The organism is Citrobacter sp. XT1-2-2, from assembly GCF_023516235.1.
Taxonomy (GTDB): Bacteria; Pseudomonadota; Gammaproteobacteria; order Enterobacterales; family Enterobacteriaceae; genus Citrobacter; species Citrobacter werkmanii.
The window spans coordinates 1,236,727-1,258,180 of sequence record NZ_CP097324.1 but is presented as its reverse complement, the minus strand read 5'-3'; the positions used below and the strand labels follow the sequence as shown (position 1 = coordinate 1,258,180).

30 protein-coding genes are annotated in these 21,454 nt (G+C 54.4%); 25 read left to right on the top strand and 5 right to left on the bottom strand.

The window, feature by feature from the left end; genetic code table 11:
• Window positions 1-5: 5 nt before the first annotated feature.
• The 25 genes from M4I31_RS05995 (at window position 6) to M4I31_RS05875 (ending at window position 17,647) form a co-directional block, all read left to right on the top strand.
• Window positions 6-860: a GPO family capsid scaffolding protein gene (locus M4I31_RS05995; protein ID WP_052946311.1), complete on the top strand. Its 855-nt coding sequence runs from the start codon at window positions 6-8 to the stop codon at window positions 858-860.
• A gap of 76 nt (window positions 861-936) precedes the next feature.
• Window positions 937-2,004 carry a phage major capsid protein, P2 family gene (locus tag M4I31_RS05990; protein ID WP_001247243.1) on the top strand — a complete coding sequence of 356 codons (1,068 nt, stop codon included), beginning with the start codon at window positions 937-939 and terminating at the stop codon, window positions 2,002-2,004.
• A gap of 3 nt (window positions 2,005-2,007) precedes the next feature.
• A complete protein-coding gene (locus M4I31_RS05985; RefSeq protein WP_087856843.1) occupies window positions 2,008-2,757 on the top strand; it encodes a terminase endonuclease subunit in 750 nt (249 codons plus the stop codon).
• A 92-nt stretch (window positions 2,758-2,849) separates the two neighbouring features.
• The gene (locus M4I31_RS05980; RefSeq protein ID WP_213199233.1) at window positions 2,850-3,356 is read left to right on the top strand and encodes a head completion/stabilization protein; all 507 of its coding nucleotides are present in this window, start codon (window positions 2,850-2,852) and stop codon (window positions 3,354-3,356) included.
• Complete coding sequence (locus M4I31_RS05975) at window positions 3,356-3,559, top strand: tail protein X (protein ID WP_023135265.1); 204 nt, start codon at window positions 3,356-3,358, stop codon at window positions 3,557-3,559. Before M4I31_RS05980 ends, M4I31_RS05975 begins: the two co-directional genes overlap by 1 nt.
• A gap of 3 nt (window positions 3,560-3,562) precedes the next feature.
• Window positions 3,563-3,859: a phage holin family protein gene (locus tag M4I31_RS05970; RefSeq protein WP_213199234.1), complete on the top strand. Its 297-nt coding sequence runs from the start codon at window positions 3,563-3,565 to the stop codon at window positions 3,857-3,859.
• Window positions 3,846-4,343 carry a glycoside hydrolase family 104 protein gene (locus M4I31_RS05965; RefSeq protein WP_023135263.1) on the top strand — a complete coding sequence of 166 codons (498 nt, stop codon included), beginning with the start codon at window positions 3,846-3,848 and terminating at the stop codon, window positions 4,341-4,343. Before M4I31_RS05970 ends, M4I31_RS05965 begins: the two co-directional genes overlap by 14 nt.
• Window positions 4,340-4,753, top strand: coding sequence for an Rz-like lysis system protein LysB (gene lysB / locus M4I31_RS05960; RefSeq protein ID WP_001550198.1), 414 nt, complete (start codon window positions 4,340-4,342; stop codon window positions 4,751-4,753). Before M4I31_RS05965 ends, lysB begins: the two co-directional genes overlap by 4 nt.
• Complete coding sequence (gene lysC / locus M4I31_RS05955) at window positions 4,653-4,898, top strand: Rz1-like lysis system protein LysC (protein WP_110916055.1); 246 nt, start codon at window positions 4,653-4,655, stop codon at window positions 4,896-4,898. Before lysB ends, lysC begins: the two co-directional genes overlap by 101 nt.
• Window positions 4,861-5,328 (top strand): phage tail protein, encoded by a 468-nt coding sequence (locus M4I31_RS05950; RefSeq protein ID WP_213199240.1) that lies wholly within the window; start codon window positions 4,861-4,863, stop codon window positions 5,326-5,328. The genes lysC and M4I31_RS05950 overlap by 38 nt, the downstream gene beginning before the upstream one ends.
• Window positions 5,321-5,770: a phage virion morphogenesis protein gene (locus M4I31_RS05945; RefSeq protein ID WP_213199241.1), complete on the top strand. Its 450-nt coding sequence runs from the start codon at window positions 5,321-5,323 to the stop codon at window positions 5,768-5,770. Before M4I31_RS05950 ends, M4I31_RS05945 begins: the two co-directional genes overlap by 8 nt.
• A gap of 68 nt (window positions 5,771-5,838) precedes the next feature.
• On the top strand, window positions 5,839-6,480 hold the full coding sequence (locus M4I31_RS05940) for a phage baseplate assembly protein V (RefSeq protein WP_213199243.1): 642 nt from the start codon (window positions 5,839-5,841) through the stop codon (window positions 6,478-6,480).
• On the top strand, window positions 6,477-6,824 hold the full coding sequence (locus tag M4I31_RS05935) for a GPW/gp25 family protein (RefSeq protein ID WP_213199244.1): 348 nt from the start codon (window positions 6,477-6,479) through the stop codon (window positions 6,822-6,824). Before M4I31_RS05940 ends, M4I31_RS05935 begins: the two co-directional genes overlap by 4 nt.
• A 6-nt stretch (window positions 6,825-6,830) precedes the next feature.
• On the top strand, window positions 6,831-7,739 hold the full coding sequence (locus tag M4I31_RS05930; RefSeq protein ID WP_171858523.1) for a baseplate assembly protein: 909 nt from the start codon (window positions 6,831-6,833) through the stop codon (window positions 7,737-7,739).
• The gene (locus M4I31_RS05925; RefSeq protein ID WP_213199245.1) at window positions 7,732-8,265 is read left to right on the top strand and encodes a phage tail protein I; all 534 of its coding nucleotides are present in this window, start codon (window positions 7,732-7,734) and stop codon (window positions 8,263-8,265) included. Before M4I31_RS05930 ends, M4I31_RS05925 begins: the two co-directional genes overlap by 8 nt.
• 6 nt (window positions 8,266-8,271) lie before the next feature.
• A complete protein-coding gene (locus M4I31_RS05920) occupies window positions 8,272-10,320 on the top strand; it encodes a phage tail protein (RefSeq protein ID WP_247753166.1) in 2,049 nt (682 codons plus the stop codon).
• An 11-nt stretch (window positions 10,321-10,331) separates the two neighbouring features.
• Window positions 10,332-10,859, top strand: a complete 528-nt coding sequence (locus M4I31_RS05915) for a tail fiber assembly protein (protein WP_213199246.1) — start codon at window positions 10,332-10,334, stop codon at window positions 10,857-10,859.
• A 128-nt stretch (window positions 10,860-10,987) separates the two neighbouring features.
• Window positions 10,988-12,166, top strand: coding sequence for a phage tail sheath protein (locus M4I31_RS05910; protein WP_023136332.1), 1,179 nt, complete (start codon window positions 10,988-10,990; stop codon window positions 12,164-12,166).
• Window positions 12,167-12,181: 15 nt separating this feature from the next.
• Window positions 12,182-12,703, top strand: a complete 522-nt coding sequence (locus M4I31_RS05905; RefSeq protein ID WP_001550210.1) for a phage major tail tube protein — start codon at window positions 12,182-12,184, stop codon at window positions 12,701-12,703.
• A 63-nt stretch (window positions 12,704-12,766) separates the two neighbouring features.
• Window positions 12,767-13,102: a phage tail assembly protein gene (locus M4I31_RS05900; protein WP_213199247.1), complete on the top strand. Its 336-nt coding sequence runs from the start codon at window positions 12,767-12,769 to the stop codon at window positions 13,100-13,102.
• A gap of 14 nt (window positions 13,103-13,116) precedes the next feature.
• On the top strand, window positions 13,117-13,254 hold the full coding sequence (locus M4I31_RS05895) for a GpE family phage tail protein (RefSeq protein ID WP_077910118.1): 138 nt from the start codon (window positions 13,117-13,119) through the stop codon (window positions 13,252-13,254).
• Window positions 13,247-15,688 (top strand): phage tail tape measure protein, encoded by a 2,442-nt coding sequence (locus M4I31_RS05890; protein WP_213199248.1) that lies wholly within the window; start codon window positions 13,247-13,249, stop codon window positions 15,686-15,688. The genes M4I31_RS05895 and M4I31_RS05890 overlap by 8 nt, the downstream gene beginning before the upstream one ends.
• Window positions 15,689-15,701: 13 nt before the next feature.
• Window positions 15,702-16,187 (top strand): phage tail protein, encoded by a 486-nt coding sequence (locus tag M4I31_RS05885; RefSeq protein WP_103014777.1) that lies wholly within the window; start codon window positions 15,702-15,704, stop codon window positions 16,185-16,187.
• Window positions 16,184-17,353, top strand: coding sequence for a phage late control D family protein (locus M4I31_RS05880; protein WP_213199250.1), 1,170 nt, complete (start codon window positions 16,184-16,186; stop codon window positions 17,351-17,353). Before M4I31_RS05885 ends, M4I31_RS05880 begins: the two co-directional genes overlap by 4 nt.
• A 75-nt stretch (window positions 17,354-17,428) precedes the next feature.
• Entirely contained in the window at window positions 17,429-17,647 is a 219-nt protein-coding gene (locus M4I31_RS05875) for a DNA-binding transcriptional regulator (protein ID WP_000972010.1), read from the top strand.
• A gap of 144 nt (window positions 17,648-17,791) precedes the next feature.
• On the opposite strand, the gene rplS is transcribed toward M4I31_RS05875, so the two are convergent.
• From rplS to ffh, 5 genes are all read right to left on the bottom strand, one after another.
• The gene (gene rplS, locus M4I31_RS05870; RefSeq protein ID WP_006687325.1) at window positions 17,792-18,139 is read right to left on the bottom strand and encodes a 50S ribosomal protein L19; all 348 of its coding nucleotides are present in this window, start codon (window positions 18,137-18,139) and stop codon (window positions 17,792-17,794) included.
• 39 nt (window positions 18,140-18,178) lie between these two features.
• Window positions 18,179-18,946, bottom strand: coding sequence for a tRNA (guanosine(37)-N1)-methyltransferase TrmD (trmD, locus tag M4I31_RS05865; RefSeq protein ID WP_003031232.1), 768 nt, complete (start codon window positions 18,944-18,946; stop codon window positions 18,179-18,181).
• A 44-nt stretch (window positions 18,947-18,990) separates the two neighbouring features.
• Complete coding sequence (rimM, locus tag M4I31_RS05860) at window positions 18,991-19,539, bottom strand: ribosome maturation factor RimM (protein ID WP_003031230.1); 549 nt, start codon at window positions 19,537-19,539, stop codon at window positions 18,991-18,993.
• 18 nt (window positions 19,540-19,557) lie between these two features.
• Complete coding sequence (gene rpsP, locus M4I31_RS05855; protein ID WP_003031228.1) at window positions 19,558-19,806, bottom strand: 30S ribosomal protein S16; 249 nt, start codon at window positions 19,804-19,806, stop codon at window positions 19,558-19,560.
• A gap of 251 nt (window positions 19,807-20,057) precedes the next feature.
• Complete coding sequence (gene ffh, locus M4I31_RS05850) at window positions 20,058-21,419, bottom strand: signal recognition particle protein (RefSeq protein WP_006687321.1); 1,362 nt, start codon at window positions 21,417-21,419, stop codon at window positions 20,058-20,060.
• Window positions 21,420-21,454: the final 35 nt, after the last annotated feature.

Genomic DNA, 21,454 nt, shown 5'->3' with positions numbered 1-21,454 from the left:
TGACAATGGCAAAAAAAGTCTCAAAATTCTTTCGCATCGGCGTCGAGGGTGATACCTGCGACGGGCGCATTATCAGCGCCAGTGATATTCAGGAAATGGCCGACACGTTTGACCCGCGCGTCTACGGTTGCCGCATCAATCTTGAGCACATCAAAAGCGTGTTTCCTGATAGCCCGTTCAAACGCTATGGCGATGTGGTCGAACTGAAAGCGGAGAAAATCGAAGATGACTCCGCGCTTAACGGAAAGCTGGCACTGTTCGCAAAAATCAGCCCATCTGACGATTTAGTCGCAATGAATAAGGCACTCCAGAAGGTTTATACCTCAATGGAAATCGCGCCGAATTTCAGCAACAGCGGCAAATGCTATCTCGTTGGTCTGGCCGTGACCGATGACCCGGCAAGCCTCGGCACCGAATACCTCGAATTCTGTCGCAATGCAAAACACAACCCGCTTAACCGCTTTAAGGCTAACCCTGAAAACCTGATTTCAGCGGCAACGCTTGCAGAGCTTGAGTTTGAAGACCAGCCGGAAACGGTATTTACCGCCCTGACTGACAAAGTGAAAGCCATTTTCAGCCGTAAGCAGGTCAGCGACGATGCGCGCATGAATGATGTGCATGAGGCGGTGACCGCCGTCAGCGAGCATGTGCAGACCAACCTCACTGCGCAGGATAAGCGTATTTCCGATATGGAAACCGCGCTTGCCACCTTCAAACAGGAACTGACCGGCAAGGTTGAGGAAACCAGCCAGGCATTTTCCGCCCTGAAAACCACCCTCGATAAAACCGAAAGTTTCAGCCAGCCGCGACGCACGAAAGCCAGCGGCGGTGGTGGCGATGAGCTGCTGACCGACTGCTGATAAGCCGCAAACCAGAAACCGGGCGGCAACCCCGCCCGATGCAGTGACTAACCGATAAATTCAAACAGGAAATACTATGCGCCCGGAAACCCGTTTTAAGTTCAATGCCTATCTGACCCGCGTCGCTGAGCTGAACGGCATCAGCACTGATGATGTCAGTAAAAAATTCACCGTCGAGCCGTCCGTCACGCAAACGCTGATGAACAAAGTGCAGGAGTCATCCGCGTTTCTGCAGACGATTAATATCCTGCCGGTCGCAGAAATGAAAGGTGAGAAAATCGGCGTTGGTGTGACCGGTACTATCGCCAGCACGACCGACACCTCGGGTGATGATGAGCGTAAGACCGCAGACTTTACCGCGCTTGAGTCCAACAAGTACGAGTGCGACCAGATTAACTTTGACTTCCACCTGAAATATAAAACCCTCGACCTGTGGGCGCGTTTTCAGGACTTCCAGCGCCGTATCCGTGACGCCATCGTCAAGCGTCAGGCGCTCGATTTCATCATGGCCGGTTTTAACGGTACCACCCGCGCCGCCACCTCTGACCGCACCAAAAATCCGATGCTGCAGGATGTGGCCGTCGGCTGGCTGCAGAAATACCGCAATGAAGCCCCGACGCGCGTGATGAGCAACATCACCGACGCTGACGGTAAGGTCGTTTCAGCAGTGATTCGTGTCGGTCGAAACGGCGACTATGAGAACCTCGACGCGCTGGTGATGGATGCGACCAACAACCTGATTGACGAGGTTTATCAGGATGACCCGAAACTCGTTGCCATCGTTGGCCGTAAGTTGCTGGCCGACAAATATTTCCCGCTGGTGAACAAGCCGCAGGAAAACAGCGAAGCGCTCGCGGCAGATATCATCATCAGCCAGAAGCGAATCGGCAACCTGCCTGCTGTGCGTGTGCCGTACTTCCCGGCGAATGCCGTGTTAGTGACCACGCTGGAAAACCTCTCTATCTATTTCATGGATGAGAGCCACCGCCGCAGCATTGATGAAAACCCGAAAAAAGACCGTGTGGAAAACTACGAGTCGATGAATATCGACTATGTGGTCGAGGCGTATGCCGCCGGGTGCCTGCTGGAAAACATCACCCTGGGCGATTTCACCGCACCTGCAGCACCGGAAAGCGGAGCCTAAACCATGACGAGTCCCGCACAGCGTCACATGATGCGGGTCTCGGCCTCTCAAGCCGCGCAGCGGGAGCAAGCCCCGCTGCGCCATGCAACCGCCTATGAGCAGATGCTGGTTAAGCTGGCCGATGACCGCCGCACGTTAAAAAACATCCGTTCAAACGAACGTAAAGCCGAGAAAAAGCGCGAGCTGCTGCCGTTCTATGCGCCGTGGGTCGCCGGTGTGCTGGCTGATGGCCGTGGTGCGCAGGATGACATTGTCATGACCGTCATGCTGTGGCGTCTCGATGCCGGTGATATCGCTGGCGCGCTGGAAATTGCCCCCTACGCGCTGAAATACGGCCTCACCTCTGACCATCGCCGCACAACACCTTACATGCTGGTTGAGGAAGTGGCGCTTGCCGCGCAGCGCCTGCGCGATGCCGGTGAGTCTGTCGACCTTTCCTGGCTGCAGACCACTATCGACCTGACCGACGGCGCTGACGTTCCCGACATGGTGCGCGCCCGTCTGCATAAGGTGACAGGCCTGACCCTGCGTGATGCCGGTATGAATGCAGAGGCGCTGGCGCAGTTTCAGCGCGCGATGCAGCTCGACCGCAATGCCGGTGTGCGCAAGGAGATTGAGCGACTGGAACGGGCATTGAAGCCAAAGCCAGAGACCGCACTCCGTAAAACGACTAAACCGCGCACGCGCAAACCTGCCAGCAAACCGGCAGCAAAGCGCGGGCGTCCACCAAAGGCGGCAAAAACCGCCGGTTAACTGAACGCTCCCCGAGCCGGGCGGCACGCCGGTCAAAGCAGGCAAAGACCTGACGGCGACCGGCGTCCACCGCCCAACCTGATGAGGTTGTCATGACGACAGTGATACTGAACCAGCCCGACGAGCCGCAGGACGTACCGGGCGTGGTGATTCCCGCACCGGAAACGGGCGGTGCAGTGATTAAAAACACATTCTTTTTCCCTGATGTGGATCCGAAGCGCGTGCGCGAACTGATGCGCCTTGAGCAGACGGTTTCCGATGCGCGCCTGCGCAATGCCATCAAGACCGGCATAGCCGAGACCAATGCGGAGCTTTACGACTACCGGCTGCGCCAGACTGCCGCAGGGTTTAAGCAACTGGCCGACGTGCCTGCCGAGGAAATCGACGGCGAGAATGTGCGTGTTTTCCACTATCTGAGTGCCGTGACGGCGATGGCAACCGCCACCCTGTATGAGCGCTATCGCGGTGTTGAGGCCACCGGCAAGGGTGACAAAAAAGCCGACAGTGTGGAAACCACCATTGATGACCTGTGGCGGGATATGCGCTGGTCAGTTGCGCGTCTGCAGGACAAGCCGCGCTGCATTGTGGGTCAGCTCTGATGAAAGTCAGGGCAATGCAGGGCGACACCCTCGATGCGATTTGCGCCCGGTATTACGGGCGCACTGAGGGCGTGGTCGAGACGGTGCTGCAGGCTAATCCGGGTCTGTCTGAGCTGGGAGTCATTCTGCCGCATGGTACCGAGATTGACCTGCCCGATGTGCCGTCTTCACCAGTAACTAACACTATCAATCTTTGGGAGTAAACCATGACAGAAGGGGAAAAAGGCGTCCTGTCACTGTTTGTGATTGGCGTGATGATTGTTGTCGGGAAAGTGCTGGCAGGTGGTGAGCCTATCACCCCGCGCCTGTTTGTCGGACGCATGCTGCTCGGCGGTTTCGTTTCGATGGTCGCCGGTGTTGTTCTGGTGCAGTTTCCTGATATGTCACTGCCTGCCGTGTGCGGGATTGGAGCCATGCTCGGCATTGCCGGTTATCAGGTGGTGGAAATCGCCATACAGCGCCGCTTTAAATCACAGAAGGGGGAAAACGATGCCGGTCATTAATACTCACCAGAATATCGCCGCCTTTCTGGACATGCTGGCGTATTCCGAAGGAACGGCGAACCATCCGCTGACGAAAAACCGTGGCTATGACGTCATTGTCACCGGCCTTGATGGTAAGCCAGAGATTTTCACCGATTACAGCGACCACCCTTTCGCACATGGCCGACCACCGAAAGTGTTTAATCGCCGTGGTGAGAAATCCACGGCATCGGGGCGTTACCAGCAGCTTTATCTGTTCTGGCCGCACTATAAAAAACAGCTCTCGTTGCCTGATTTCAGTCCACTGTCGCAGGACAAGCTCGCGATCCAGTTAATCCGGGAACGCGGTGCTATTGACGATATCCGGGCGGGGCGTATTGAGCGTGCTGTTTCCCGTTGTCGCAATATATGGGCGTCATTACCGGGTGCCGGTTACGGCCAGCGCGAGCACAGTCTCGAAAAGCTGGTCACTGTCTGGCGCACGGCTGGCGGGGTGGTGGCATGAAAGTCCTGATAACGCTGCTTGTGCTGGCTGTGCTCGGGTTGCTGTGGTTGCGCCATGAGAACGGCAATTTATCCCGCTCTTTTGAGGCGGCAAATCGTGTCGCGAGCGAGCAAAAGACGACGATTGGCATGCTGAAAAATCAGCTCAGTGTTGCCGGTCAGCTCGCCAGACGTAATGAATCCGCGCAGGTGGCACTGCGCGAACAGCTCGCAAAGGCAAGTGCAGAAGCCAGCCGCCGTGAGCAGACGATAACGAGGTTACTTAATGAAAATGAAGCCTTTCGCCGCTGGTATAACGCTGCTCTGCCTGATGTTGTGCGTCGGCTGCACACCCGCCCCGCCTGCGCCAGCGCCGGTGATTGTGGTCAACGGATGCCCGAGGGTGAGCCTTTGCCCGATGCCGGAAAGTGACCCGAAAACGAATGGTGACCTGAGCGCGGATATTCGCCGTCTTGAGGGCGCGCTGACTGCCTGTGCGCTGCAGGTCAAAACTGTCAAACACTGTCAGGATGAACTCGATGCAGAAGCACAAAAGCCTGCGCAAAGCGCTGATTAACGCCGTGCCGCAGCTCCGAAATAACCCCGATATGCTGCGCCTGTTTGCCGACAACGGCCATACCGATTCCCGACTGGCGAGCTCGCTGTCATTTGAAAAGGTGTATGTGCTTAACGTGGTGGTGACTGACTTCACCGGCGACCTCGACTTGATATTCGTGCCGGTGCAGGCGTGGCTGCGTGAACATCAGCCGGACATTATGACCACCGACGACGGGCGGGAGAAAGGATTCACCTGGATGATTGATATCAATAGCGACGATTCGCTTGATATCAGTATCAGCCTGAGACTCACCGAGCGCACGCTCGTCAGAGAGGTCGACGGCGCGCTGCATGTCAGTTATGCCCCTGAGCCGCCGCTGCCTGAGCCGGTGACGCGCCCGGTCGAGCTGTACGTTAACGGCGAACTGGTGAGTAAGTGGGATGAGTGAGTTAACCACGTTGCAGGAACGTCTTGCCGGTCTGATTGCCAGCCTGTCACCGGCGGCGCGTCGTCAAATGGCGGCTGAGATTGCGAAAAAGCTGCGTACCAGTCAGCAACAGCGCATTAAGCGCCAGCAGGCACCCGACGGCACCCCGTATGCCGCGCGAAAGCGCCAGCCTGTGCGGAGCAAAAAAGGCCGCATTAAGCGTGAAATGTTCACCAGACTGCGCACTAACCGCTTTATGAAAGCCAAAGGCAGCGACAGTGCGGCGGTGGTGGAATTTACCGGCAAAGTGCAGCGCATGGCGCGGGTGCATCAGTATGGCCTCAAAGACCGGCCAAACCGCAACAGCCGTGAGGTGCAGTACGAGGCGCGCCCGCTACTCGGTTTCACCCGCGACGATGAGCAGATGATTGAAGACGTCATTCTCAGTCACCTCGGCAAATAAATATTGTGTGAGCCATCACCGGAGCCGCGCGAATTGGCGCGGCTCCAGACCAGAGGCATCCTTGCACTATGAATACGTTATCCACTCTACAGGAGCTCGCGCGCGCAATTCGCAACCTCATCCGCTCAGGTGTGGTGACTGAGGTCGATATTGTGCAGGGGCTGTGCCGTGTACAAAGCGGCGGGATCCAGACTACATGGCTGAACTGGCTGACTACCCGCGCCGGTCGTTCGCGTACATGGTGGGCTCCCTCGGTCGGTGAACAGGTGCTGCTGCTGGCGATTGGTGGCGAGCTTGATACCGCTTTCGTGCTGCCGGGGATTTTCTCAGATGAGAACCCCGCCCCGTCTGCCTCGGCGGATGCGTGGCATGTGGTGTTCCCTGATGGCGCGGTTATGGAGTATGAACCGGAAACCGGTGCGCTGACGGTCAGCGGCATCAAAACTGCCGACGTGACGGCATCGGAGTCCATCACCGCCACCGTGCCGGTGGTGCTGGTGAAAGCAGAAACCCGCATCACCCTCGACACCCCGGAGGTGGTCTGCACCAACAAACTGACGACGGCGACGCTTGAGGTGCAGAAAGGCGGCACCATGCGTGGAAACATCGAACATACCGACGGTACGTTTAAATCAAACGGTGTGCAGGTTGATGACCACGGTCACGGCGGCGTGCAGCGGGGCGGGAGCTGGACGGAGGGAACCAAGTGACGGCGCGCTATATGGGGATGAACCGCAATTCCGGCCTCGCTATCCGTGACAGTGAGCATATCAGCCAGAGCATGCGCGACATTCTGCTGACGCCGGTCGGCTCGCGGGTAATGCGTCGTGAATATGGCTCGTTCCTGTCTGCGTTGATTGATATGCCGCAAACCCCGGCGCTAAGGCTGCAAATCATGGTGGCGTGCTATTCCGCGATCCAGAAGTGGGAACCACGCATCAGGCTTACATCCATCAGTTTTGAGCGCGGCGACACTGGCGAAATGTATGTCGATATTACCGGGATGCGTACCGATACCGGTGCGTCAGTTTCAACCACTGTTTCACTGAGTTAAACCACTATGGCAACTGTTGACCTGAGTCTGCTACCTGTTCCCGATGTGGTCGAGGAACTGGACTATGAAACTATCCTTGCGGAGCGCATTGCGACGTTGATTTCGCTCTATCCAGAAGACCAGCAGGAAGCCGTCGCCAGGACGCTCGCGCTTGAGTCTGAGCCGGTTGTTAAGCTGCTGCAGGAAAACGCCTACCGTGAGGTTATCTGGCGTCAGCGTGTCAATGAGGCTGCACGCGCGGTCATGCTGGCATATGCCATAGACAGTGACCTCGATAATATCGGGGCGAATTTCAATGTTGAGCGCCTTGTCGTCACGCCTGCTGATGACACCACCATTCCACCCACCCCGGCAGAGATGGAACTCGACGCCGATTATCGTCTGCGCATACAACAGTCATTTGAAGGAATGAGCGTGGCGGGCTCTACGGGTGCCTATGAATTTCATGGCCGCAGTGCTGACGGGCGTGTCGCTGATATTTCTGTTATCAGCCCCTCCCCCGCGTGCGTCACGATATCTGTGCTCTCGCGTGAAAATAACGGCGCGGCGTCTGATGAACTTCTGAGCATTGTACGCAATGCGCTTAACGGTGAAGACGTGAGGCCGGTTGCTGACCGTGTAACGGTGCAGTCAGCTCAGATTGTTGATTACCAGATACGCGCAACGCTTTTCATTTATCCGGGGCCGGAAAGTGAGCCGATTCGCGCAGCGGCTGAGGCGAAGCTCAAAGCCTATGCCAGCGCTCAACACCGGTTAGGGCGGGATATTCGCCTGTCGGCCATCTATGCCGCGTTACATGTTGAGGGGGTGCAGCGTGTCGAACTGGCGGCGCCAGTGGCTGACATTGTGCTTGATAAAACGCAGGCCTCCTTTTGCACTGACTATCAGATAGTGATTGGTGGCTCTGATGAGTGATGCGCGCCTGTTACCTGTAGGCTCATCACCTCTTGAGGTGGCTGCTGCCCGTGCCTGTGCAGATATTGAAAATACCCCCATTCCGTTACGCCGCCTGTGGAGCCCTGACTCCTGTCCTGCAAACCTTTTGCCGTGGCTGGCGTGGGCGTTTTCCGTTGACCGCTGGGATGAGAAATGGCCGGAAGAAACCAAGCGTGACGTTATTCGCAGTGCGTATTACATCCACTGCCACAAAGGGACGATAGGCGCAGTCCGGCGTGTGGTTGAGCCGCTCGGTTACGTCATTAACGTTACTGAGTGGTGGGAGAATGACGACCCGGCAGGCACTTTTCGTCTTGATATCGGTGTACTGGAAAGCGGTATCACCGAAGAAATGTATTTAGAAATGGAGCGGTTAATTGCGGATGCAAAACCCGCAAGCCGTCACCTGATTGGTCTGAATATTATCCAGGACATAGCTGGCTATATGTACACCGGCGGTGTGGCATATGACGGCGACATTATTACGGTTTACCCGGATGAGTGAGGAATAATGAGCAAAAAATTTAAAACAATTATTACCACTGCCGGTGCTGAGAAACTGGCAGCAGCCACTGTGCCAGGCGGTAAAAAAGTGAACCTTACTGCGATGGCTGTCGGTGATGGTGGCGGCACGCTGCCGGAGCCGAACGCCGGTCAGACAAAGCTCATTAATGAGGTCTGGCGTCATGCGCTGAATAAAATCAGCCAGGACAATAAAAATAAAAACTATATCGTGGCAGAGCTGGTCATCCCTCCTGATGTGGGAGGTTTCTGGATGCGCGAGCTGGGTCTGTATGATGATGCAGGCACACTGATTGCCGTTGCCAACATGGCCGAAAGTTACAAGCCGAAGCTGGCCGAGGGCTCGGGGCGTGCGCAGACCTGTCGCATGGTGATTATTGTCAGCAGCGTCGACTCGGTGGCGTTGTCCATTGATGCAACAACGGTGATGGCCACGCAGGATTATGTCGACGACAAACTCGCCGAGCATGAGCTGTCCCGCAATCATCCTGACGCCACGCTGAACGAAAAAGGTTTTGTGCAGCTCAGTAGTGCCACCGACAGCACGTCTGAGAGCCTTGCAGCGACGCCGAAAGCGGTTAAGGCGGCCTATGACCTTGCCGATGGTAAATATACGGCTCAGGACGCGAGCACAGCGCAAAAAGGTATTGTGCAACTGAGCAGCGCAACTGACAGCAGTGACGAGGCTCAGGCCGCGACGCCGAGGGCGGTTAAAATCGCGATGGATAATGCTAACGCGCGTCTTGCTAAAGAGCGTAACGGTGGAGATATTCCGAATAAACCTTTGTTTGTTCAGAATATTGGTTTGCAGGATACGGTTAACAAAGCTGCTGGCTCATTGCAAAAAGACCAGAACCTGAATGATATCCCGGATAAGACGAAAGCCCGTTCTGCGCTGCAACTTGGTACAGCCGCGACGCTCGACGCTACAACATCGAGAAATGATAATACTCTCGGCCATGTATTAAAGGTTGGCGACCGGAATTTGGGGGTGACTGTAATTCCCGCTTCGCGCGGCTTTAATTTTAATTCATATGAGTTTGCAGCAGGTGAAACCCTTTTCATTGAAGTAAATGCAGCAATCAATTTCCCCGCGGGAATGCCTGAGTTTGCAAATACGTTTGTGTATGTGAATGTTATCGGCATCCGTGATTCGGGTAATGATTGTGCGCTTTTGCTTTCCAGATACGATACAAATATAAGTTATCTGGCGTGGAGAGTTCACGAAGCAAACACTTCGATAAATTGGCGGGTACTAAAAATCCCGACAGCCGCCGCTGATATTCGTGCCATTCCTAAAGACCCCATTGGGACAATTGGAAATAACGGCAGGATGGCTTCTGCCGACACGCCGGGGTGGTGGTTAGTGAGTGTTGCAGATGCTGGTACGGTGGCTGATTTCCCCAAATACCCAAATGGTAACAAGCTGTATGGTTACGGTTTTATGTTCGTTGCGCGTTCAGGAGATGTATGGCTGCAGCAATATTTCAGCCATACCGGGGCGAGCGCCAGTCGTCAGACATGGAATGGAGATATGTCTGAACAGACTCCATGGGTTATAGACTACAACACGGCAAATAAGCCAACAGCCAGTGACGTAGGCGCATTGCCTATTACTGGTGGCGGGTTGAATGGCAATTTGGGTATCGGAACAAATAGCGCTCTCGGCGGTAACTCAATTGCTTTGGGCGACAACGACACTGGTTTTAAACAGAACGGTGACGGCATTCTGGATGTTTATGCCAACAATGTTCATGTTTTCCGTTTTCTCCCCGGCTCTATTGAAAGTGCGGTGCCGTTGAAAGTTGGTGGCAGTGAAGTTGCAACTCAGGCATGGGTATTACAGAACTTTGTCCAGAATATTGACCTGACAGCACCTGCTGAAGTTGGATTCCGGGATGGTTGGGGATATCCACGTGGGACAGATGGCGCAGCAATGTACAATTTTAATATGGTTGGCGGTAGCAGTAACGTTGGTAATTTTATTATTCGCTATACGCGAAAATGTGTGAATAACAACTGGTATGTCATTAACTAAAAGGAAATAAAATGCAGAGGTTTGGTAAATTCACTCCATATACTCCCGACACCACTGACAGACCCAAAATTATTGACGGTCAGAATGTTCTGTTTTTGCAGGATGATAAAGGTAATGACTGGTATGACGTTGTTGATTTATTTGATGAATCCACAACACTGAAAGTTGGTTATGACGAAGATGGCCGCGTAAGAACATTCACGACAAATATTCATGCGCTTTTTCCGGTTAATCTGAGTGTTGTTGAGCTTCCGGCAACAAAAGCTAACCTGCGCGTCACGCTTGGGGACGACTGGTTTTATAAAGACGGGAAATTGCAGCAAATTCGCGACTATCTGGCTGACGCTGAAACAGAACGCAACAGCCGCATGAATGAAGCGACAGTGCGTATAAACTGGCTGGAGGATGCTCAAAAGGATGGCGATATCTCTGCAGAGGAAGCGGCAGAGCTTACAGAATTACGTGCTTATCGTACTGCGTTACGTCGTCTGGATCTGAGCGCTGCCCCGAAAATTAACTGGCCTGACGCGCCGGTATGAAAGAAGCGGGTTAAACCCGCTTTCTTTTTACCCTGCTGTTGTACCACCCCTTACCCAACGCCGACAAATAGCCCACCGTTACAGCACAACAGAAAATACGCTCACCCCTTAACCATGGAGTTAACCGGATGAGTGATTTTCACCACGGCGTGCAGGTGCTTGAAATTAACGACGGCACCCGCGTCATTTCCACAGTTTCGACCGCTATCATCGGCATGGTCTGTACGGCCAGTGATGCGGATGCGAAGCTATTCCCCCTCAATGAGCCGGTACTGATTACCAATGTGCAAAGCGCCATTGCGAAAGCCGGTAAAAAAGGCACTCTGGCAGCCTCTCTGCAGGCCATCGCCGACCAGGCTAAACCTGTCACTATTGTTGTGCGCGTTGCCGAAGGTACCGGAGACGACGCAGAAGCGCAGACCGTTACCAACATCATCGGTGGCACGGATGAGAACGGCAAATACACCGGTATTAAAGCGCTGTTGACTGCCGAAGCGGTTACCGGCGTTAAGCCGCGTATTCTCGGCGTGCCGGGTCTCGATACACAGGAGGTGGCGGTCGCACTTGCGTCAGTCGCTATCAAACTACGCGCATTTTGCTATGCCAATGCGTGGGGCTGTAAAACCATTTCCGAGGCGATGGCCTATCGCGAGAATTTCAGCCAGCGCGAACTGATGCTTATCTGGCCTGACTTCCTCGCATGGGATACCACCGCGAACGCCACCGCCACGGCATATGCCACCGCCCGCGCGCTCGGTCTTCGTGCCTACATCGACCAGACTATCGGCTGGCACAAAACCCTGTCTAACGTTGGCGTGCAGGGCGTCACCGGCATCAGCGCCTCAGTCTTTTGGGATTTGCAGGCATCCGGCACCGATGCTGACCTGCTCAACGAGGCCGGAGTCACAACGCTGGTGCGCAAGGATGGTTTCCGCTTTTGGGGGAACCGCACCTGTTCTGATGACCCGCTTTTCCTGTTTGAGAACTACACCCGCACCGCGCAGGTACTGGCCGACACAATGGCTGAGGCGCACATGTGGGCGGTCGATAAGCCCATCACCGCATCGCTCATCCGTGACATTGTCGACGGCATTAACGCCAAATTCCGCGAGCTGAAATCTAACGGCTACATCGTGGACGGTGAATGCTGGTTCGATGAGGAATCGAACGACAAGGAAACCCTCAAGGCCGGGAAACTGTATATCGACTACGACTATACACCGGTTCCCCCACTGGAAAGCCTGACCCTGCGCCAGCGCATCACCGATAAATATCTGGTGAATCTGGCCGAATCGGTCAACAGCTAAGGAGCCTGAAACAACATGGCACTACCCCGCAAACTTAAATATCTGAACATGTTCAATGACGGCCTTAGCTACATGGGCGTTGTTGAGTCCGTGACGCTGCCGAAGCTGACCCGCAAGCTCGAAAACTATCGCGGCGGCGGCATGAATGGCGCGGCGGCGATTGACCTCGGTCTCGATGATGATGCCCTCACTGTTGAATGGTCTGTCGGTGGCCTGCCTGATGTGGCGCTGTGGGCGCAGTATGCCGCGCCGGGCGCTGATGCCGTGCCGCTGCGTTTTGCTGGCTCTTACCAGCGTGACGACACTGGCGAAATCGTTGCTGTCGAGGTGGTCATGCGTGGCCGTCATAAAGAAATCGACGGCGGCGAGAATAAGCAGGGTGAAAACACCTCGACCAAACTGTCGACCGTTTGCACCTATTACCGCCTCACGATTGATGGTAGCGACATTATCGAAATCGACACCGTCAACATGGTCGAGAAGGTGAACGGCGTCGACCGTCTGGAACAGCACCGCCGCGCAATCGGGCTGCTGTAATTCCCTGACCGGTCAGCACCGCTGGCCGGTTATTACTCCCATTCAAAGCAGAGAAAAAACATCATGGCAAAAGCACCACGCAAAACCCCTGAATTTGTTGATCCGGCTGGCAATGAAATTGACACCGTAAACCCGAACGTCGTGACCCTCGACAAGCCGATTAAGCGCGCCGGTCAGACGATTGAAAAGGTCACCCTGATTGAACCGAACGCAGGCACTTTGCGCGGCGTCAGTCTGGCGGCGGTGGCGCAGTCCGAGGTTGATGCGCTGATTAAGGTGCTGCCCCGCATGACCTACCCGGCACTCACCACGCAGGAACTCACCGCGATGAACCTGCCCGATATGCTGTCACTGGCCGCTAAGGTGATTGGTTTTTTGTCACCGGATTCGGCGGAATAGATTTCCCGCCCGGCCTGTCGACCGATGACCTGATGGCGGATATCGCAGTGATATTCCACTGGCCGCCATCAGAGCTCTATTCCCTGAGCCTGAGCGAGCTCATCACATGGCGCGAAAAGGCGCTGCAGCGTAGTGGAAACCACAATGAGTAATAACCTGAGGCTTGAGGTATTGCTGAAAGCGGTCGACCAGGCGACCCGACCGCTTAAATCTATCCAGACCGCGAGTAAAACCCTGTCGGGTGATATTCGTACCACACAAAAAGGGCTGCGTGACCTGAATGGTCAGGCGGCGAAAATCGACGGCTTTCGTAAGACAAGCGCGCAACTGGCCGTAACCGGTCAGGCACTTGAAAAAGCGAAACGTGAAGCCGAGGAGCTTGCCACCCAATTTAAAAATACCGAACGGCCAACGCGTGCGCAGGCGCAGGTGCTTGAATCGGCAAAACGTGCGGCTGATGGTCTGCAGGTCAAATACAACAGCCTCACCGAGTCGGTAAAACGCCAGCAACGCGAACTGGGTGCTGCCGGAATCAATACCCGCAACCTTGCTAATGACGAGCGAGGATTAAAAAACCGCATCAGTGAAACGACAGCACAACTCAACCGGCAGCGCGAGGCGCTGGCGAAGGTCAGCGCACAGCAGGCGCACTTAAACCGCGTGAAAGAACGATATAAATCAGGTAAGGAGCTTGCCGGTAACATGGCCGCAGCAGGCGCTGCCGGGGTGGGTATTGCGACAGCGGGAACGATGGCCGGGGTTAAATTGCTGATGCCCGGTTATGACTTTGCGCAGAAAAATTCCGAGCTGCAGGCTGTGCTCGGGGTCGATAAGCAGTCGCCAGAAATGGAGGCGTTACGCAAACAGGCTCGCCAGCTCGGCGACAATACTGCAGCCTCTGCAGATGACGCAGCGAGCGCGCAAATCATCATTGCGAAAAGCGGCGGTGACGCTGCTGCTATTCAGGCGGCGACGCCGGTCACACTGAATATGGCACTGTCAAACCGACGCTCGATGGAGGAAAACGCTGCGCTGCTGACCGGGATGAAATCAGCATTTCAGCTTTCAAACGACAAGATTGCGCACATTGGCGACGTTCTCTCGATGACGATGAACAAAACCGCCGCCGATTTTGACGGACTGAGCGACGCGTTGACTTATGCCGCGCCGGTGGCAAAAAATGCCGGGGTGAGCATCGAACAAACCGCCGCAATGGTCGGTGCGCTGCACGACGCCAAAATCACCGGGTCAATGGCGGGCACGGGTAGCCGCGCCATTCTCAGCCGCCTGCAGGCTCCCACCGGAAAAGCGTTTGAGGCCATTAAGGAGCTCGGCGTCAAAACGTCCGACAGCAAGGGGAACACGCGCCCGATATTCTCCATCCTGAAAGAAATGCAGCGCAGCTTTGAGAAAAATAACCTCGGGACAAGCCAGCGCGGCGAGTACATGAAAACCATTTTCGGCGAAGAGGCCAGCTCGGCGGCGGCGGTACTGATGGAAGCAGCCTCAAGCGGCAAACTTGACCGGCTCACCGAAGCGTTTAAAGCCTCGGACGGTAAAACCGAGGAACTGGTTAAGGTCATGCAGGATAACCTCGGCGGCGACTTTAAAGAGTTCCAGTCTGCTTATGAGGCAGTCGGTACCGACCTGTTTGACCAGCAAGAGGGCTCGCTGCGTAAACTCACCCAAACCGCCACGCAATACGTGTTAAAGCTCGACGGCTGGATCCAGAAGAACAAAGGGCTGGCGACAACCATCGGCATCATCGCCGGTGGCGCACTGGCTCTGATTGGTATCATCGGCGGTATTGGTCTCGTTGCGTGGCCGGTTGTTATGGGGATTAACGCCATTATCGCTGCTGCTGGCGTGCTGGGTACGGTATTTACTGTCACCGGTAGTGCCATTGTGACCGCGCTCGGCGCGATTACCTGGCCGATTGTCGCAGTTGGGGCGGCGATTGTGGCCGGGGCGCTGCTCATTCGTAAATATTGGGAGCCCATCAGCGCATTTTTCTCGGGGGTGATTGAGGGGGTCATGAGCGCCTTTACCCCTGTCGGAGAAATGTTCGCGCCACTGGCACCCATTTTTGACGGTCTCGGTGAGAAACTACGCGGTGTCTGGCAGTGGTTTAAAGACCTGATAGCACCGGTCAAGGCCACGCAGGAAACGCTCGATAGCTGCAAAAATGTTGGCGTCATATTTGGTCAGGCGCTGGCCTCTGCTTTGATGGCTCCGCTCAATGTATTTAACAAGTTGCGCAGCGGTGTCGACTGGCTTCTCGAAAAGCTCGGTATCATCAACAAAGAGTCAGACAGCCTCGACCAGACTGCCGCCAAAACCAACGCGGCCACGCAGAGTAATTCTTATATCCCGGCAACCAGTACATATGGCGGTTATCAGGCTTATCAGCCAGTAACCGCACCGGCGGGACGTTCTTACATCGACCAGAGCAAAAGTGAGTACAACATCACTTTACCGGGGGGTGTTGCGCCCGGGCATCAGCTTGACCGACAGCTACGCGACACACTCGAACAGATCGAGCGTGAGAAGCGTGCACGGCAGCGCGCCAGTATGAGCCATGACTGAGGGGGAATAAATAATGATGCTTGCACTTGGAATGTTTGTGTTTGAACGCCGCACCCTGCCTTATCAGTCGATGCAACAATCGAAGGATTACCGCTGGGTGTCTAATGACAGGGTTGGTAAACCTCCCGCTTATCAGTTTCTCGGTGAGGGGGAAACCTCTATCCAGCTTGCCGGTACGCTTTATCCTGCCATTACCGGAGGTCGTATATCACTGAGGGCAGTTGAACTGATGGCCGACGAGGGCAGAGCGTGGCCGCTGATTGAGGGTACCGGCAATATCCTCGGGATGTATATCGTCGATAAAGTCTCGACTACACACACCGAGTTTTTCAGTGATGGCGCGGCCAGAAAGATTGATTTCACACTTTCGCTGAAACGGGTCGACGAATCACTGGCGGCGATGTTTGGCGACCTGAATAAGCAGGCCAGCGAACTGCTTGACTCTGCCGGTAATCTGACCGATAAGCTGCAGGGTATGCTCGGAGGGCTGACCGCATGATGACGGGCATGACCATTGATGCCGGGGCGAGCCTTGCACCGGCATTTATGCTGACGCTGAACAGCCAGGACATTACCAGCAATTTTAGTGATCGGCTGATTTCTCTCACCATGACCGACAACCGGGGTTTTGAAGCTGACCAGCTCGACATTGAGCTCGACGATACTGACGGCAAAGTCGAGTTACCCCTGCGCGGGGCGGTGCTGACGCTGTGGCTTGGCTGGCAGGGTTCGGCACTTCTGAATAAGGGCGATTTCACGGTTGATGAGATTGAGCACCGGGGCGCGCCTGATACGCTGACCATTCGTGCGCGTAGTGCAGATTTTCGCGGAACACTCAATTCACGGCGTGAGGAATCATGGCACGACACCACTCTCGGTGAACTGGTCAGTGCCATTGCAAAACGCAATAAACTGACGGCCAGCGTCGCGGATTCGCTGAAAAAAATCCCGGTACCGCATATCGACCAGTCGCAGGAATCCGACGCAGTATTTCTGACCAGACTTGCTGAGCGGAACGGGGCAGCAGTATCAGTGAAAGCGGGGAAACTGTTGTTTCTGAAAGCAGGTAGCGCAGTGACGGCCAGCGGCAAACCCGTCCCACAAATGACACTGACCCGCAGTGATGGTGACCGCCATCAGTTTGCTATTGCCGACCGCGGGGCTTATACCGGCGTAACGGCAAAATGGCTACACACCAAAGACCCGAAACCGCAAAAGCAGAAGGTCACGCTGAAGCGTAAACCAAAAGAGAAGCACCTGCGCGCACTGGAACACCCGAAAGCAAAGCCAGTCAGCAAAAAGACAAAGGCTAAAAAAGAGCAGGAAGCGCGCGAGGGTGAGTATATGGCCGGTGAGGCTGATAACGTGCTGGCGCTGACGACGATTTACGCTTCAAAGGCTCAGGCGATGCGAGCTGCTCAGGCTAAGTGGGATAAGTTGCAGCGCGGTGTTGCGGAGTTTTCAATTACACTGGCGCTTGGTAGGGCTGATTTGTTCCCTGAAACACCGGTGCGCGTGTCGGGCTTTAAGCGCGTCATAGACGAGCAGTCTTGGTTAATCAGTAAGGTAACTCACAATCTGAATAATAATGGATTCACGACGGGCTTAGAGCTTGAGGTTAAGCTCTCCGATGTGGAGTACAGCTCAGAGGAAAGCAAGAACTGAAAAAGCAAATCAAAACTTGCAAATGCAACCTTAGGGTTTATTATTCCCTCAGATACGCCAGCAGGGGGAATAATTATGATGCACTGCCCGTTATGCCAAAACGCCGCACATGCTCGCACTAGCCGGTACCTTAGCACCGAAACAAAAGAACGTTATCACCAGTGCCAGAACATAAATTGCGGATGTACATTCATCACTTTTGAGACGCTATCAAGATTCATTGTGAAACCGGGTACTGTTGATCCTGCTCCGCCCCACCCCATCAGGAACCAACAACAGCAACTTTGGCTTTAAACCTGCTTCGGCAGGTTTTTTTATGTCTGTCGCCATCGCGCCAATCTCTGCCGCCAATTTGCCGCCACCGTCAATAAAAAAGGGGTCGGCAATTCGCCAACCCCTTGTTTTACAACACGCTTTGGATGTAGCGTGAATGCGTTATCAGTTAAGACGCTCTTTGATACGAGCAGACTTACCAGTGCGCTCACGCAGGTAGTACAGTTTAGCTTTACGAACAGCACCACGACGTTTAACAGCAATGCTGTCAACTACCGGAGAGTGAGTCTGGAAGACACGCTCAACGCCTTCGCCGTTGGAAATTTTACGAACAGTGAATGCAGAGTGCAGACCGCGGCTACGAATAGCGATAACCACGCCCTCAAATGCCTGCAGACGTTTTTTGGAACCTTCAACAACCCATACTTTCACTTCCACGGTATCACCCGGACGGAAGGAAGGTACGTCCTGCTTCATCTGTTCTTGTTCAAGTTGCTTAATAATGTTGCTCATAATTTAATCTCTTATCCTGGGTAAACTGATATTGGGGGCTTACGCCTGCCCATCATGTTTATGTTGCTGTTGTGCGTGTTCCTTTTTGAACTCCGCCAGCAACCTTGCTTGCTCTTCAGTCAGAGCCAGGTTTTCCAGAAGTTCAGGTCTTCTAAGCCAGGTCCGGCCCAGCGACTGCTTCAAACGCCAGCGACGTATCTCAGCGTGGTTCCCCGACAGTAACACTGCCGGTACTTCCATCTGCTCTAACACTTCAGGTCGGGTATAGTGTGGACAGTCCAGCAACCCGTCAGCAAACGAATCTTCGATTGCTGATGCTTCATGACCCAGAACCCCCGGAATAAACCGGGAAACGGAATCGATCAGCGTCATTGCCGGTAACTCACCACCGCTGAGGACGTAATCGCCGATTGACCATTCTTCATCAATTTCGGTTTGAATCACGCGCTCATCGATACCTTCATAGCGACCACACACCAGAATCAGCTTTTGATTCGTGGCCAGTTCGCTGACGCCCGCTTGATCAAGCTTGCGTCCCTGAGGTGACAGATAAATCACCTTTGCGCCTTCACCAGCCGCAGCTTTTGCCGCATGAATGGCGTCCCGTAAGGGTTGCACCATCATTAACATCCCCGGTCCGCCGCCGTAAGGACGATCGTCCACGGTACGGTGCCGGTCATGAGTAAAGTCTCGAGGACTCCAGCTCTGGATGTTCAGCAGGCCATTTTTTACTGCCCGGCCAGTTACCCCGTAATCGGTAATTGCGCGGAACATTTCAGGAAACAGGCTAACGATACCTATAAACACAAGCCAATCCCCATAACGCCGACTTTTACCGTTTATCCGGTGGTTTAAAAACCAGGATCCCAATCTACTTCGATAGTACGAGTAGCGAGATCGACTTTCTTGATAACCTGCCCATCGAGGAACGGTACAAGACGTTCCTTGATACCAAACGCATCTTTCAGGTTTGCCTTGATGACGATGACGTCATTCGAACCGGTTTCCATCATATCGACGACTTTACCGAGATCGTAGCCTTCAGTGGTCACTACCTGGCAGCCCATAAGGTCTTTCCAGTAGTAGGAACCATCTTCCAGCGCTGGCAACTGCGAGGAATCCACGACAATTTCGCAATTGGTCAGTAGATTCGCCGAATCACGATCGTCAACGCCTTTCAGCTTGATGATCAGATCCTGATTGTGGTGCTTCCAGCTTTCCAGCTGTACTTGCTGCCACTGACCCGCCTTCTGGATAAACCAGGGCTGATAGTCAAAAATGCTTTCGGCGTCTTCAGTGGAAGAAAACACTCTGAGCCAACCACGAATACCGTAAGAAGACCCCATTTTCCCCAAAACGATGGGTTCCACAGGAGCCTGCGCGGCGAGTTGCTTGCTCATCATGACCACCGTGACAGATTAAGCTGCTTTGTTTGCTGCTTTGATCAGCGTAGCTACGCGATCAGAAATAGTCGCGCCCTGGCCAACCCAGTGAGCGATGCGATCCAGATCCAGGCGAGTGCCTTCTTCTTTTTCGCTAGCGATTGGGTTAAAGAAGCCAACGCGCTCGATGAAGCGACCGTTGCGTGCATTACGGCTGTCGGTGACAACAACCTGGTAGAACGGACGCTTTTTAGCGCCGTGACGAGCTAAACGAATAGTAACCATAACATCCTCTTGTGTGAATAAAACACCGGGCCCCATCGAGGGAAGGGACCCGGTGTCATATTAAAAGCCCGAAAATTTTACTGATTTCTGGGAAAAAAGCAATCAACATGTGATGAAGCTTGATTCCAGGGCGTGACCGTTGCAGCCAGTTTGGCGTCGGCGTGCGCGCAGAAAGCGGAGCGTACACGCAGTACGTGAGCATTTCGAGCACACTCCGGCGTCAAAATGGCAAATAAGGTAGCCCGATATATTTATCTACCCGGGAAGCCTGGCGGCATCATCCCCTTCATACTCCGCATCATCTTCGCCATCCCGCCTTTCTTCATTTTCTTCATCATGCGCTGCATGTCGTCGAACTGTTTCAGAAGGCGGTTAACGTCCTGTACCTGCATACCGCAGCCGGTAGCAATACGGCGTTTACGGGAACCTTTGATGATTTCCGGCTTAGCGCGTTCTTTCATCGTCATCGAGTTGATGATGGCTTCCATACGCACCAGCACTTTATCGTCCATCTGCGATTTCACATTGTCAGGGATCTGCCCCATACCCGGCAGTTTGCCCATCAGGCTTGCCATACCGCCCATGTTTTTCATCTGCTTGAGCTGCTCAAGGAAATCGTTGAGATCGAAGCCGTCGCCTTTTTTCAGCTTGCTGGCTAATTTCTCTGCCTGCGCGCGGTCAACTTTGCTTTCGATATCTTCGATCAGCGACAGCACGTCGCCCATGCCGAGAATACGTGAAGCAATACGATCCGGGTGGAACGGCTCCAGCGCTTCGGTTTTCTCGCCGACGCCGAGGAATTTAATCGGCTTGCCGGTGATATGACGAATGGAAAGCGCCGCACCGCCACGAGCATCACCATCAACTTTGGTCAGCACCACGCCGGTTAATGGCAGCGCTTCGTTAAAGGCTTTTGCGGTATTGGCGGCATCCTGACCGGTCATCGCATCGACGACAAACAGCGTTTCTACCGGCTTGATAGAAGCGTGGACCTGTTTGATTTCGTCCATCATCGCTTCGTCAACGTGCAGACGACCGGCGGTATCCACCAGCAGCACGTCGTAGAATTTGAGTTTGGCTTCTTTCAGCGCGGCGTTGACGATATCGACCGGTTTTTGACCGACATCCGACGGGAAGAAGTCCACACCAACCTGCTCGGCCAGCGTTTCCAGCTGTTTAATCGCCGCCGGGCGATAAACGTCCGCGGAGACCACCAGCACTTTCTTCTTGTGCTTCTCTCGCAGGAATTTCCCCAGCTTACCCACGCTGGTGGTTTTACCTGCCCCCTGCAAGCCCGCCATCAGCACGACGGCAGGCGGCTGAGCAGCCAGATTCAGGGTCTGGTTTTCTTCGCCCATTGCCGCAACCAGCTCGTTACGGACAATCTTGACGAATTCCTGACCCGGCGTCAGGCTTTTGTTAACTTCATGACCAACCGCTTTCTCTTTTACGCGATTGATAAACTCACGCACTACCGGCAGCGCTACGTCAGCCTCCAGCAGCGCCATGCGCACTTCGCGCAGCGTCTCTTTAACGTTGTCTTCAGTAAGGCGTCCACGGCCACTGATATTGCGCAGCGTGCGCGACAAACGATCGGTTAAATTATCAAACATTGTCTCTCGCCTGGGGTGGAAACGGTCGGTCGCGA

Bases quoted from the DNA above. Each gene is read 5' to 3' on its own strand.
- M4I31_RS05995 (WP_052946311.1), top strand. From the start codon at position 6: ATGGCAAAAAAAGTCTCAAAATTCTTTCGCATCGGCGTCGAGGGTGAT.
- M4I31_RS05990 (WP_001247243.1), top strand. From the start codon at position 937: ATGCGCCCGGAAACCCGTTTTAAGTTCAATGCCTATCTGACCCGCGTC.
- M4I31_RS05985 (WP_087856843.1), top strand. From the start codon at position 2,008: ATGACGAGTCCCGCACAGCGTCACATGATGCGGGTCTCGGCCTCTCAA.
- M4I31_RS05980 (WP_213199233.1), top strand. From the start codon at position 2,850: ATGACGACAGTGATACTGAACCAGCCCGACGAGCCGCAGGACGTACCG.
- M4I31_RS05975 (WP_023135265.1), top strand. From the start codon at position 3,356: ATGAAAGTCAGGGCAATGCAGGGCGACACCCTCGATGCGATTTGCGCC.
- M4I31_RS05970 (WP_213199234.1), top strand. From the start codon at position 3,563: ATGACAGAAGGGGAAAAAGGCGTCCTGTCACTGTTTGTGATTGGCGTG.
- M4I31_RS05965 (WP_023135263.1), top strand. From the start codon at position 3,846: ATGCCGGTCATTAATACTCACCAGAATATCGCCGCCTTTCTGGACATG.
- lysB (WP_001550198.1), top strand. From the start codon at position 4,340: ATGAAAGTCCTGATAACGCTGCTTGTGCTGGCTGTGCTCGGGTTGCTG.
- lysC (WP_110916055.1), top strand. From the start codon at position 4,653: ATGTTGTGCGTCGGCTGCACACCCGCCCCGCCTGCGCCAGCGCCGGTG.
- M4I31_RS05950 (WP_213199240.1), top strand. From the start codon at position 4,861: ATGCAGAAGCACAAAAGCCTGCGCAAAGCGCTGATTAACGCCGTGCCG.
- M4I31_RS05945 (WP_213199241.1), top strand. From the start codon at position 5,321: ATGAGTGAGTTAACCACGTTGCAGGAACGTCTTGCCGGTCTGATTGCC.
- M4I31_RS05940 (WP_213199243.1), top strand. From the start codon at position 5,839: ATGAATACGTTATCCACTCTACAGGAGCTCGCGCGCGCAATTCGCAAC.
- M4I31_RS05930 (WP_171858523.1), top strand. From the start codon at position 6,831: ATGGCAACTGTTGACCTGAGTCTGCTACCTGTTCCCGATGTGGTCGAG.
- M4I31_RS05925 (WP_213199245.1), top strand. From the start codon at position 7,732: ATGAGTGATGCGCGCCTGTTACCTGTAGGCTCATCACCTCTTGAGGTG.
- M4I31_RS05920 (WP_247753166.1), top strand. From the start codon at position 8,272: ATGAGCAAAAAATTTAAAACAATTATTACCACTGCCGGTGCTGAGAAA.
- M4I31_RS05915 (WP_213199246.1), top strand. From the start codon at position 10,332: ATGCAGAGGTTTGGTAAATTCACTCCATATACTCCCGACACCACTGAC.
- M4I31_RS05910 (WP_023136332.1), top strand. From the start codon at position 10,988: ATGAGTGATTTTCACCACGGCGTGCAGGTGCTTGAAATTAACGACGGC.
- M4I31_RS05905 (WP_001550210.1), top strand. From the start codon at position 12,182: ATGGCACTACCCCGCAAACTTAAATATCTGAACATGTTCAATGACGGC.
- M4I31_RS05900 (WP_213199247.1), top strand. From the start codon at position 12,767: ATGGCAAAAGCACCACGCAAAACCCCTGAATTTGTTGATCCGGCTGGC.
- M4I31_RS05890 (WP_213199248.1), top strand. From the start codon at position 13,247: ATGAGTAATAACCTGAGGCTTGAGGTATTGCTGAAAGCGGTCGACCAG.
- M4I31_RS05885 (WP_103014777.1), top strand. From the start codon at position 15,702: ATGATGCTTGCACTTGGAATGTTTGTGTTTGAACGCCGCACCCTGCCT.
- M4I31_RS05880 (WP_213199250.1), top strand. From the start codon at position 16,184: ATGATGACGGGCATGACCATTGATGCCGGGGCGAGCCTTGCACCGGCA.
- M4I31_RS05875 (WP_000972010.1), top strand. From the start codon at position 17,429: ATGATGCACTGCCCGTTATGCCAAAACGCCGCACATGCTCGCACTAGC.
- rplS (WP_006687325.1), bottom strand. From the start codon at position 18,139: ATGAGCAACATTATTAAGCAACTTGAACAAGAACAGATGAAGCAGGAC.
- rimM (WP_003031230.1), bottom strand. From the start codon at position 19,539: ATGAGCAAGCAACTCGCCGCGCAGGCTCCTGTGGAACCCATCGTTTTG.
- rpsP (WP_003031228.1), bottom strand. From the start codon at position 19,806: ATGGTTACTATTCGTTTAGCTCGTCACGGCGCTAAAAAGCGTCCGTTC.
- ffh (WP_006687321.1), bottom strand. From the start codon at position 21,419: ATGTTTGATAATTTAACCGATCGTTTGTCGCGCACGCTGCGCAATATC.